The sequence below is a fragment of the Rivularia sp. UHCC 0363 genome, from assembly GCF_034931125.1.
In the GTDB taxonomy this organism is placed as follows: domain Bacteria; phylum Cyanobacteriota; class Cyanobacteriia; order Cyanobacteriales; family Nostocaceae; genus Rivularia.
Genome location: NZ_JAYGHM010000040.1, coordinates 38,812 through 51,167 on the forward strand (window position 1 = coordinate 38,812; position 12,356 = coordinate 51,167).

A 12,356-nucleotide genomic window follows, 5' to 3' on the forward strand; every position below is an offset into this window, starting at 1 on the left:
GAGGGGTTAGCGTAGTGCGACCATCTTGGTCGCTCGTTACCATCAGGGAGCGAGACCCGGACACTAGGGAGCGAGACCCGGACACTACGAATTTATTACTCCTCAAAATTAACGAAATGAACTACTAATTATGACTATATTTATATAACTATTCCCTATTCCCTATTTCCTACCTCACACAAAGTTCCAAAAAAAATCAATCAATAAAGCCTTCTTCCCTGGCTCGAATATGAGTTATAACTCGAAGATTTTTTCCTTGATTTTTTAATTCTTCAACATTCATTTCTAACACTTCTTGTAGTTTATACCAATAGTGGCGTACCATTCGTTCGGAAACACATATATGTGCAGCAATTACTTTGTCTTGCAATCCTTCCTCAAATGCTAAATTAAGTAATCTTAACCACTCCGGCTTCAATTCTAATCCCGAATTAATTGCTTTAATATCCCTAGTATGAGTCAATCCCTGTAAAGCCCAATCGACTCTATTTAGCATATCTTGACTGGAAACACATTTATCAACAACTACAAAACCCGATGGATGATTATGAATCTCTGACTTCATCCGGACTAAGTTTTTTATACAGGTACTTTGCACGAGAATATTAATTTGAGGATAGTTAACTAACAAATTTTTGAGTAACTGTATTCCATTATTTATTTGAGTTGGTTCTCTAACATTTTGAGCAATACAAATGTCTGTAATCACTAAATCTGGTTGAAATATCGCAACTTGATGCAGAGCATTTTCTACAGTCCTAGCAGTTTGAATCACAGCATTTGGGTAGGACGAACGTAATATTTTAATTGTCCCATTTAAAAAAACTTCGTAACTATCTATCAACAGAATTTTAGGTGACAAGTTTTGTAAACTTAGTATCATATTTAGTTCCTCTGAATATATTTTGTTGTACGCATATCTATTTTTAATTAGTAGCAGTGCTTTAAAAAACCCTGAATCCGCAGATAATTGCCTTGCACGGAGAAAACAGTCTTAAAAATTATAGTTTCTGCTTTATCCTCCCTTAGACTCTGCTACAATATAACTCCGTAATTATGCTGTGACTAGTCATATAAGAACATTTTACATTAATCTTCGGAATTGCTCGCTAAGGCTCTGGTATCCTCATTTAAACTGAAAAACGCGAAGAAAAGTTAAATTCCTCGCGTATTTATGGCTTATTCTGTTGTTGAAATGATATATTGCCGCTTCGAGGCTTAATTGATCGCGCTTGCGTTATTTAGAAACGGTAGCCAAGTCCAACACTAAAGCCTGCATCAACATTGTTATCTAAAGGAACGGTTAAATCACCGAAAACTACTATATTTGTAGCGATTTCTTTTTCTGCACCAGCATTGAGAAACGCGGTAGAGTCACCGCTACCGAAACTTAAGCCAGCACCAGCATAAGCATTTGTTTTGTTACCGATAGGCAAATCATAAGTAACCGCAGGTGAGAAAAATGTCTGAGTGCTACCACTACCATCCACTAAAGTTACATTACCTCTGACGGAAATTGGTAACTGACGAACGTCATATCGTCCGTAAACGTTAAGTCTGGTTACTCCACCACCAGTAGAAAAGCTACCACCAACGTAGCTTCCTTCTAAACCTCTTTGAGTTTGAGCATTTGCAGATAACGTGGACGCGAAGCTTAAAGTACAAGCAATTGCGGACACAGCAGAAATTTTTGCAGCAGACTTAAAAAACTTTAGCATGATTAATTATCAGTATAAATTTAAACTAGAATATAGTGTGTTCGGATTTCAAAAGATTTGAGCAATATCTTGCTACAAAAGTTTTTTTTACTCAGAGTGATAGAATCTTAGCTCAGTATTTTTTCTAGTGTCGGTATGGAAAAACACTTATAGCAAAATTCTTGATTGACCTAAAAAGTAAGACCAAAAGCTAAATTTTTGATATATCAACATAACCTTATATATTTCCTTGAACTCCGAATTACTCCGAATTACATATAAATTCAAAATTAGAATGTAGAATATATTCAGTCAGCTAAATTTTGAGTAAAAATGTTCCCAATTGATTTTTTGACTGAAATGGCCCACAAACACGAACTTTCTCAGGAACAAGAGGAAGTTTTTTTGATGCGAATGGGTAATGGTCAAAGCTACGAACAAATAGCCTTTGACTTAGGTACTTCTGCGGATGCTTGTCTGAAAAGAATGGGTCAAGTTTATAAAAAATTCAATGTTAGCGGTAATAGTAGAGGTAAAGAAAATCGTTTAAGAATTTTATTGTCAAGTCAATGCGAACAATCCAAAGCTAATAAACAAGATAACTCCGAATTATCCGAAATGGAGCAGCAAACGGAGGGTATATCTACTTCTGAAGAAAATAAAATATCTGCGATCGCGCAAAATTTACCGACACGGGAATATACAGCTTTTGTGGGTCGCGATCGCGAAGTTGCGCGATTGATAGAGTTGTTAGATTACGGACATTCTGCTCATTTAATTAGCATAGATGGTATCGGTGGGGTAGGTAAAACTACTTTGATTGTAGAGGTAGCTTATCGCTGTCTATCAGCTAAATCACCGGCTTTTGAAGCCATAATTTTTACCTCTGCAAAACAAAATCACCTTACTTCCATCGGATTGTTACCCCGATTGATTTACCAACGGACTTTACGCGATATCTGTCGAGAAATTGGTCGTGTTTTTGAGTTTTCGGAAATTAATAATTTATCTTTACCAGAACAAATCGAGGTGATTCGTAACAAGCTTTCGCAAACTAAAACTTTATTGATTGTTGACAATTTAGAAACTATTGAAGACAAGCAGGAAGTTCTGTCTTTTCTCTACGATTTACCACCAGCAGTTAAAGTAATTATTACTACCCGCGAGCAAACATTATTTGTGCCGATTCGGCTGAATTGTCTGCCCAAAGAACATGGTTTGCGGCTGATTCAACAGGAAGCCAAAGAAAAGAGCGTTCAGTTGACCAACCTGGAATCACAGCAACTTTATGAAGCAGTAAGCGGAGTACCCGCTGCGATGATTTATGCGATCGGACAGATGGCTGCTGGTTATTTGCTATCAGATGTACTGGTATTAATCAAAAATCCTCAAGGCGATATTGCTCGTTTCTGCTTTACAACATCAGTAAATCCTCTGATAAACCTGCCACCTTATTATCTATTAATGGCACTGACTCTTTTTGTCCAGCCGGTGACGAGAGAAGCTATTACGAGTATTGCTTTTGAAAAGCCAGACCCGATTGTGACCTCGCAAAGTTTGGTCAAGTTGCAGCAACTTTCTTTAGTTGATCGCCAACAGGAGCGGTATATTTTAACCGCGTTGACTCGTGAATATGCTTGGGCCCAATTAGCTGCAAATGCCGAATTTGAACGGCAATTACGTCAGAGGTGGGTAAATTGGTATCTGACATTTTCGCAGTCATTCGGAGACAAAGATTGGCAGGAATGGCATTTAAGTTACGAATACTTAGAAACCGAATGGGAAAATCTGCAAGCAGTGTTAGAGTGGTGCATTTCCCAAGGTCGATATTCCGAAGTAAAAATTTTATGGCAAAGTATTAAAGGATATATTCATACCCGTGGATATTGGGACGAACGTTTAGAGTGGAGTGCTTGGTTGATTGGAGCTGCAAAACAATCTGGTGACTGGGTAACAGCCTTAGAAGCAATGTGCGATCGCGCTTGGACTTTAGTGAGAATGCGTCAGTTACCAAACTTACAAGAAGCACAAATATTATTGCAAGAAGCTTGGGATTTAGGTCAAAATCAAACCGTAAATTTTAAGTTAGAGTTAGCTGCAAATATGGTGATTTTGCACGTTCATTCAGCACAATTTCAGCAAGCACAAGAATGGTTAACAGTAAAACAACAGCTTTTAGAAGCAGCTAAACTCAGCGAATCAAAATATCAGGAAGAGCAAGCGCAGATTTTGTATTACCAAGGACAGATATTTTATCGACAAGGTAATTATCAGCAAGCACAAACAACTTTTGAGCAAGCATTATTAAAAGCACAACAAATAGAGTGGCAAAAAGCAACCGCAGCCATTCATAATTGGTTAGCAGATATTGCGTTAATAAATGGTGATTTAGCTTTATCTCGACAACTCTTAGAGTTAAGCTTGCCAATGGCACAAAAGAATAAAGATAAGCGAATTATTGCTTTCCACAAATCGACATTCGCTAAACTTGAAAAAGCCTGTGGAAATGAATATCTTGCTCAGCGTTTAGCAAAAGAAGCCGCAGAAAGCTTTGAAGGTTTAAAAATGACTGCGGAAGCTCAAGAAATGTACGCTTTACTTGCAGAATAAAACAATTATCAATTATCAGTTAAGTAATAAACCCAAAGATGCAACAAATTGTAAGTTTGGTTTAAAAACTTTTCTCTACTCCCTACTCCCTTGTCCTAATTACAATTTTCAACGCTAACCTACTTATTCTTCATTAATAATTGGAAATAATCTGTAAATCCCCAGAAGTTGTAGGGTTGGTATTAATAGGTAAATCGGCACAAGCAGCAATCTGAAATGAGGTATTCTCTAAGATATCTACTCCAAACATTTCTCCAAATAAAGCTTTAGTTTTGCCAAAAGATTGTTCGTATATTTGAAGCGTACCATCGTTTTGTTCGCTACTAATAGCAGAGCAATGGTTGAGAATATAGCCAAAAAGATAATAGCAATCTTGAATATACTTGATTAAATTTACCTCAATATGAGTATGCCAAACCAAGTCAATTTCTTGAGTAGGAACCAGCATTACAGCAGGATAAAGTGACTTGAGATGCAAATATAGCTTGTAACGATTAATTGCCACTTGTGTTTTTTCTAGCGTCCATCCATAAGAAGACATAAGTTGCTTTTCAACCGCTTGGAGATTCAGTTTATTCAACTTATTTAGAAATGTGACAATAGTCATAGTTTTAATAGCTCCAGAAAAATATGAGTCAGATTATTTCGTTTAAACAATCGTCTCTTGTTTATTTATCAGACCCTTGAGAGTGCTTTTACGAAAAGTTTGGTATTTTTTTTGACTTATATCGACAAAAAGACTGTTATTAATAAAAAAAATAAAACTACTTACTTCTTCCTACTTCCTATTCCCTGCTACGAATAGCAAATCTTCCCGTACAAAAATTAAATGTTGTTTAAATAAAGGCTAAATATATCAAATAGCTAAAAACTATCCTTTTACTGGACAGAGTTTTTTCATAAATTTGCAGTAACAGACTGATTAAGTAGTATACAAACTGTTAGAAAATCATTTTTATCAAATATCGACTCAAAAACAACTAGTCGTAGCGGGATGCTCTTAGAAAATTAAGATTAGATAAAATTTTGTCAAACTTGATACTTTTGATCGCTTTCAGGGAAATCTATTACTAATCAACATTTTCTTTAGATGGCTAAGTAAATTCACTACTATTTCTAACTTTATCAACAACTCTATGACTAATAAATTATTTAAAAACTGCTCGATTTCTATTTCTCTTTCTGTATTAGGTGCAATGTTACTTGCTGCTTGTACTTCCGGAGGAGATTCCACTCAAGGTAATTCCTATGAAGGGTTTGAAGTCAAATTCTTGGTAGGAAGTGCTTTAAAAGAATTTTGCGATCGATCCGCTCAACAATTTAACGCTACAAAACCCAAACTAGATAACGGTAAGGCTTTCTACCTTAAATGCGAAGCTAAAGGTAGTGGGGATGTGGTAACAGAAATGACTTCTCTAGCTCAGCAACTCAAAGCCGGAACTTTACAACCCGACGATGCGAAATTCCCCACATTGCTTTCCGTAGATGGAGAAATTTACCACTCTCAACTACTTTATCAATTCAGTCAAATCTTTCCCGGACAAAACTATATTCCTCAAATTACCGATGCACCGCTACTTGCGAGCAGTCCGATGGTATTTATGGCACCCGCCGATGTAACCGCAGGATTACGCAAGCAGCAAGACTTATATAAGACATTGGTAACAGCGAAGAATCATCAAGAGATCGATCCAAGCAGCCCGCAACTGCCGATAAACTTTGTGCATACAGCCCCCACTCGGTCCAACTCCGGATTGCAAACACTAGTAGCGCAATTTGTCAGCGTATCCGGGAAAAGACCGGAACAATTGACAGCAGCAGATGTCCAAAAATATCAAACAGAAATTCAAAAAATTCAAAGTAAAGTCACTCGTTACGGAATTTCTACTAACGCTTTGGCTACCGACATGGTAAAAAACGGTTCCTTTTGGGCATCTATAGGTTCGGTATATGAATCATCGGTAATTCAAGCCAACTCGAACTTACAACCCGGTCAAACTCGTTTTGAGGCGATTTATCCTCAAGCTACATTTACATCTAATATGCGGGCAATTTTACCTAGTGGAACGTGGGTAAATGCAGATGAAAAAGCCGCCGCTCAAAAAGTAATCGAATACTTAAAAACTCCTCAGACACAAAAAATTGCTACAGAACTAGGTTTAAGACCTGGAGTACCGGGAGTAGAATTAGGTGCAAAATTTACCCCCCAATTTGGCGTTCAACCCAATGTCAAATATGATTCCTTGCGTCCTCCGCAACCAGAAGTAGTTGCAGCCATGCTCAAATCCTGGCAAGAATTTGCCAAGAGACCTTCACAAGTAGTTGTAGTCGTAGATTCTTCCGGTTCCATGTCGGGTAATAAATTACCTTCCGTACAAAATACCTTACGTAACTATATTCAAACTTTGGGGCCAAAAGAGCAAATTGCAGTTATTGACTTCGACTCAGAAATACGTACACCAGTAAAAGTTGACAGTACAACCCAAGGACAAGCTCGCGGATTAGAATTTATCGGTAGTTTACAAGCCGATGGTGGTACCCGACTGTACGATTCCGCATTAGAAGCCCGTAACTGGTTGCAACAAAATCTGCGTAAAGATGCGATAAACGCTGTAGTTATCCTTACAGACGGTGACGATTCTGAATCCCAGATTAATCTCGACCAATTACGTCAAGAATTGGAAAAAAGTAACTTTAACAGCGATAAACGTATAGCCTTTTTCACAGTAGGTTATGGAAAAGAAGGAGAATTCAACCCCGAAGTACTCAAACAAATAGCCGAGTTCAACGGAGGTTATTACCGCAAAGGAGACCCCGAAACCATTTCTACATTAATGGCAGATTTGCAAGTCGAATTTTAAATCAATGAACAGTGAGCAGTTAAGAGTTAGTACCACCGGAATTATTAATCAGTGTCATCAGTGTCATCCATTTAATCTGTGTTCGGAGTTAGGAGTTAAGAATAAAAGGTTATATCTATAATTACCAATGCCCCATTCCCCATTCCCCATTCCCTATTATCAATTATGAAATTAGCAAACCCCCTTTATTATCCAATCGCTGTATTAGCTGGTGGAATTGTTCTTGTTGCAGGTGTTCGCTTGATTGGATTACCTAATTTAGTTGTTTTACCAGCAGCCGCAATAGTAGCCACAGGTGGTGCTGCTACAATCAAATCGAGGGAACCTGATGCCCAGAAAATTGCTCAACAGGAGATACAAAGAGAATTACAGCTATTGCAAACCTCGGCAAAAACTTTAGCAGAAAAAGCCGAAATATTAGGTCAAGAAGCCAATCAATTATTAAGTCGCGGTTCATATCAAATGGATTTACTGGTAGCAGTGCAAGAAGCTTGTCAAAGAGTAATTGAACTACCAATAAAAATTGATGAACTAGGTAGAAGAATTCACGGAGCCAACTCTTTATTATCAGTTAACGATTTACAACAGCAATTACAAGAAGTAGAAGCAAAACGTTCCTCATCTTCTGGTATTGCACGTCAACATTTAGACCAGCTTACCAACAGCTTGCAGCGGAATATTCAGCTAGCAAAAGAAGGACAAAACGCCCGCACGGCACAAATTACTAGTCTTTATACTTTAATTCAAGATTCCGCTGGGGTATTACAACAAATCCAAAATAAATTACGTACTGTCGATTTAACAGATTCCCAGCAAGTTCATGAATTACAAGCATCTACTGACGAACTTACTAGCTTACAAGATAACTTTGCTTTTCTGGTTCGGAAATAGTCACATTTTAGATTTAATCTGGCGGTTGAAACCGCTGCTACACAAGCAAAACCCACCTGCGTGGGTGATGAATTCTGGTTATTTTCATCCAAACATTCCTTAATAAACATGAAAAAAACTAATTCTAAACTTCAAAATCGTGCTTTTACTTCTGCTTGTATTATTGTTGCAGCATTAGGTTTAGCTTACGCTCCTATCCCTGGATTGCAGCAAACCGTTGTTATAGTCAGCGGCACAGAATTACAAGCACCACTCGAACAACTAGAAGCTAAATTTGAACAAGAAAATCCGAATATAAAAATAGACCTTAAATTCCAAGGTTCTCAAGATATAGTAAATAAATTCATCGACCAAAAAAACGATTTTACTCCTACAGTTTTGATACCAGCTTCAGGTGAATTACTTGATGAATTAAGCCAGCGCTATCAAGCGCAAAATAACAGCGAAGCTTTTTATAATCAACCCCAACCTATTGCTAAGACCTTACTTGTCGCGATCGCTTGGTCGGAAAGAGGTAACGTTTTGTTCCCTAATAATCAATTTTCTTGGTCAAGAGTAGAACAAGCAATGCAAGCCAATAGTTGGTCAGCGGTAGGAGGACAAAAAAGTTGGGGAAGTTTCGATTTTGTGATCACAGATCCCACTCGTTCTAATAGCGCTCAAGCTAGCTTAAATTTGTGGGCAATGTCAAAACTCAACGCTAGCAATCCTAATAATATCGATTACAATAATCCTGCCATCACAACACTTTTTAGTACAGTTAAAAAATCAGTTTATCAACCACCGCGTTCTACAGACATTCTTTTACAAGAGTTTATTACTCGCGGTCCTAATGACGCTGATGTAGCAACAGTATACGAAAGTATTGCTCTTTCTCGCTGGCAGCAATCCGGGAAAAATCAAGGTAAACCCTATCAAATTTATTACTTAAATCCGACAGTAGAAACAGTTGCAACCGCCGCAATTGTACGTCAAAATGTCGATAGTGGAACCGCAAATGCTGCCCAAAAGTTTGTTGATTTCTTAACTCAATCGGAACAACAAAAAGTATTCGTTCAGTACGGTTTTCGACCGACAAATAATAATATTGACGTGCGATCGGTTCCCAACAGTCCTTGGAGTCAGAATATTCCCGGCGCAGAAATCAATCCATCAGCAAAAACATTACCAGCACCAAATCAGAAAGGAATCGGGGAAATTCAACGATTGTGGCAACGAACTAATTGATTTTGGATTTTAAGAACGAATTTATTTGTAGGGTGCTGTTACGGCTTGAGATGACTTTGCTTGAGGTTACAAATTAGGGGTTGCCGTAACGCACCATTATTTAACTTTAGGATTTTAGGATATGGCTATAGGACTTACGCAAAAGTAACGAAATTACGTCATTACGAGCGACAGTGTTACCCTAACGGGTCAGCAAGCTGAATCTGCGCTTACGCACACGCTTAGCGTCTCCCGGAGGGAGATAGTAATCGTAAAAACCTTGGGATTGCTTCGCTACACTACGTTTCGCTCGCAATGACAAGTTTGGTTTGCATAAGTCCTGAGCTATTGATAGTAAATTATTTGAAGAATATACTAGTACCGTCCGGATATATGATTTAAGCGCTTTTCAACTTATCGGTGAAACATGAAACAATGGTGCGTTACGGCAATATTTAATTTGTAACCTCAAACAAAGCTTTCTCAAGCCGTAACACACCCTACAAAGAATTTTTTAATTAGCTCTTTTTTTCGTCATAAACAACCAAATTCACACTACATCTGGTAGCCGCTTCTACTAACCTCGTATCAATTGTAGCTAATGGTAGTCCTAGTCGCAGCGCCAATTCTAAATAAGCTGCATCATAAGATGCTAAACCTTCCTGTCGTCCTAATGCAAATGTTGTACTTAATGCTTTTGCGTCTGTAGCTGTATCAACTTGAATTAACAACGACTGTAGCAAGGTAATGGCTTCTTCTGATTGTTCAATTGTCATGCGGTTACGTCGTTCAGCCACTAATAAAACATTGGCAATTTCTAACGACCAAATTGCAGGTACAAATGCTTCACAATCGGGCATCATTGCCAGTATGCTATTAGCGTAATCGTTATTTTCATCCACCAAACACCAACTGATTGCGACAGAACAATCTAAAACAAACTGCATTAAAATCTTCGTCCTTCTTCTATCATGGAACGGATTGAGGCTTTATCTAAAGCAACTTTCTGCCGCAACTGTTGCATTCTAGTAATTGCATTACTTATTGATTTTTTGGTTATAGGCTTTCCCCAAGCGTTATAGCGTGCTTCGTCTTCTTCAGATAGTGCAGCTTTTGCATTAGATAATGGCTGTACAACCATCACAACCTCAACAGAAGTATCTTTCAAATTGGTGGATGTTTGAATTTGTAATATACCGTCTGTCCCAATATGCCCTTTTAATTTTATCGTTTCCATGTCTATCTCCGGCAACTAATTAATAATAATTCTAGGGATTGTTTTAATCATACCTTTACCAATTAAGGTGCGTTACGGCAATATTTAATTTGTAACCTCAAATAAAATTATTCTGAACCGTAACACACCCTAAAAGAAACTCCTAACTACACGGCTACCGGAGTATTTGCAACTTTATTAATAGACTTTGCAACCATCTTCATTCCTGCGGGTGTAGCTACAGTTAAACCGCGACGCACGGGTTTTACCGGACGTTTATCGATTCTTGATACTTCATATCGCGATAAGATTGTTGCTAGAACCAGCTTCATTTCATACATTGCAAACGCCAAGCCAATACAGCGCCGATTTCCACCACCAAAGGGGAAAAACTCGTAGGGACTAAATTGTCTTTCCAAAAATCTTTCTGGTTTAAACTGCTTCGGTTGCGGGTAAACTTCTTCGCGGTGGTGTGCCATATAAATACTGGGAATTATCCACGTACCTTTGGGTAATTGATAACCGCTAATTTCAATAGGATTTACTACAATTCGAGGAAAAGCGCTGATAGCAATGGGATAGATACGTAGAGTTTCTTGACATACTGCTGTCAAGTAAGGCAATTTTGCAACTAAACCAGGTTCTGGGTTTTCACCTAAATCATTCAGTTCCTTAAGTAATTTATTGCGTATTTCAGGTAAATAATCAACCCAGTATAAAGCCCAAGTCAAAGCAGAAGCAGTAGTTTCATGTCCCGCAAATAGTAGCGTCATTAATTCATCGCGCAGTTCTTCATTTGACATCGCTCCACCATCTTCATAACGCGCAGACATCATCAAACTCAGGATATCTTCACGATTTTGGTTGGATTCGGTACGGCGTTCTTCAATTAGATCGTAAATCAAATCATCAATTTGCTTGCGTAAATGTAAAACTCTACCCCAGGGACTCCAACTACCCCAATCCTTTTGTAAAAAGCCAAAAAACAAACTAGCAGATAACATTGGGGAACTTACAAAGTCCAGTAGCGAAGAAATTCGTAAACGAAGTTCATCCAAGCGGTTTCCTTCATCCAAGCCAAAAACCGCGCTTAAAATTACGCTCAAAGTAATTTCCTGCATCGACTCGCGGATATTGAGCTTACCCGTACCCCATTTATTGCTTACCTGTTGAGCAATTTCGCAGATAGTCATACCATAAGCCCGCATTCTATCCCCGTGGAAAGGAGGAGCCAACAACTTTCGCTGTTGCTGGTGGCGATCGCCATCTAGTAAAATCAAAGAATTATCGCCAACCAGAAACTTCAAAATCCGGTTTCCCTTACCAGCTTCCAAAGTATTCGCATCAGCCGTAAAAATTTGTTCCATCGCTTGAGGATCGCTAAAGTAAACCGTATTATTACCATCCTTAGTAGGAAGACTAAAGCGATCGCCATAAGCTTGAGCAAAATCCTCCAGGTATTCCAAAGGTTGAAACACAAACTTCATCCGTCGTAGAAATATAGGCATTTCCGGGCTTGGAGGCAGATTATAATTTGATGTCATAGTTATTTGGGGTTTTCGACACGTCAGAATTCTATTGTGACGAAAAAATTGGTTATATAGTTATCAATACCCTCACTCTAGAAGAGTAGGGCTACAGAAACAAAGCCCACCTGCGTGGGCTAACGAAAAGCCCCCTTTTTGAAGGGGGGTTGGGGGGATCTCAACGGCTGAAACGTTGGAATCATCCTTGTGGTTGCATAAGTCCCATTGTGATGCATCAAAGTATAGAAAAAGTCATTTGAGGGGTTAACGTAGTGCGACGCTGGGCGAATCTGCGCTTACGCATACGTTAGCTACCATCAGCGAGCTAAAAGCAGCCAGCGAGCGGGAC

General features: G+C 38.5%; 10 protein-coding genes. 4 read left to right on the plus strand and 6 right to left on the minus strand.

Features of this window, described 5'->3' with window-relative positions:
• Nucleotides 1-196 precede the first annotated feature (196 nt).
• Nucleotides 197-883: a DNA-binding response regulator gene (locus tag VB797_RS21525; protein WP_323239783.1), complete on the minus strand. Its 687-nt coding sequence runs from the start codon at nt 881-883 to the stop codon at nt 197-199.
• 358 nt (nt 884-1,241) lie between these two features.
• Nucleotides 1,242-1,718, minus strand: a complete 477-nt coding sequence (locus tag VB797_RS21530; protein WP_323239784.1) for a hypothetical protein — start codon at nt 1,716-1,718, stop codon at nt 1,242-1,244.
• Nucleotides 1,719-2,030: 312 nt separating this feature from the next.
• Between VB797_RS21530 and VB797_RS21535 the strand changes: the two genes are divergently transcribed.
• The gene (locus VB797_RS21535; protein ID WP_323239785.1) at nt 2,031-4,307 is read left to right on the plus strand and encodes an NB-ARC domain-containing protein; all 2,277 of its coding nucleotides are present in this window, start codon (nt 2,031-2,033) and stop codon (nt 4,305-4,307) included.
• A 133-nt stretch (nt 4,308-4,440) separates the two neighbouring features.
• Here VB797_RS21535 and VB797_RS21540 read toward each other — a convergent pair whose 3' ends face one another.
• Entirely contained in the window at nt 4,441-4,914 is a 474-nt protein-coding gene (locus tag VB797_RS21540; RefSeq protein ID WP_323239786.1) for a glycine-rich domain-containing protein, read from the minus strand.
• Between the two features lie 529 nt (nt 4,915-5,443).
• Here VB797_RS21540 and VB797_RS21545 point away from each other — a divergent pair.
• From VB797_RS21545 to VB797_RS21555, 3 genes are all read left to right on the plus strand, one after another.
• Complete coding sequence (locus tag VB797_RS21545) at nt 5,444-7,168, plus strand: extracellular solute-binding protein (RefSeq protein ID WP_323239787.1); 1,725 nt, start codon at nt 5,444-5,446, stop codon at nt 7,166-7,168.
• Nucleotides 7,169-7,333: 165 nt separating this feature from the next.
• Nucleotides 7,334-8,059 carry a hypothetical protein gene (locus tag VB797_RS21550; protein ID WP_323239788.1) on the plus strand — a complete coding sequence of 242 codons (726 nt, stop codon included), beginning with the start codon at nt 7,334-7,336 and terminating at the stop codon, nt 8,057-8,059.
• A gap of 108 nt (nt 8,060-8,167) precedes the next feature.
• Nucleotides 8,168-9,286 (plus strand): substrate-binding domain-containing protein, encoded by a 1,119-nt coding sequence (locus VB797_RS21555; protein WP_323239789.1) that lies wholly within the window; start codon nt 8,168-8,170, stop codon nt 9,284-9,286.
• Nucleotides 9,287-9,783: 497 nt separating this feature from the next.
• Here the strand turns inward: VB797_RS21555 and VB797_RS21560 are convergent, their stop codons facing one another.
• The 3 genes from VB797_RS21560 to VB797_RS21570 all read right to left on the minus strand — a co-directional run bounded on the left by VB797_RS21560 (nt 9,784) and on the right by VB797_RS21570 (nt 12,025).
• Complete coding sequence (locus VB797_RS21560; RefSeq protein ID WP_323239790.1) at nt 9,784-10,212, minus strand: type II toxin-antitoxin system VapC family toxin; 429 nt, start codon at nt 10,210-10,212, stop codon at nt 9,784-9,786.
• Nucleotides 10,212-10,502, minus strand: coding sequence for a hypothetical protein (locus VB797_RS21565; RefSeq protein WP_323239791.1), 291 nt, complete (start codon nt 10,500-10,502; stop codon nt 10,212-10,214). The genes VB797_RS21560 and VB797_RS21565 overlap by 1 nt, the downstream gene beginning before the upstream one ends.
• Before the next feature lie 146 nt (nt 10,503-10,648).
• A complete protein-coding gene (locus VB797_RS21570; RefSeq protein WP_323239792.1) occupies nt 10,649-12,025 on the minus strand; it encodes a cytochrome P450 in 1,377 nt (458 codons plus the stop codon).
• Nucleotides 12,026-12,356: the final 331 nt, after the last annotated feature.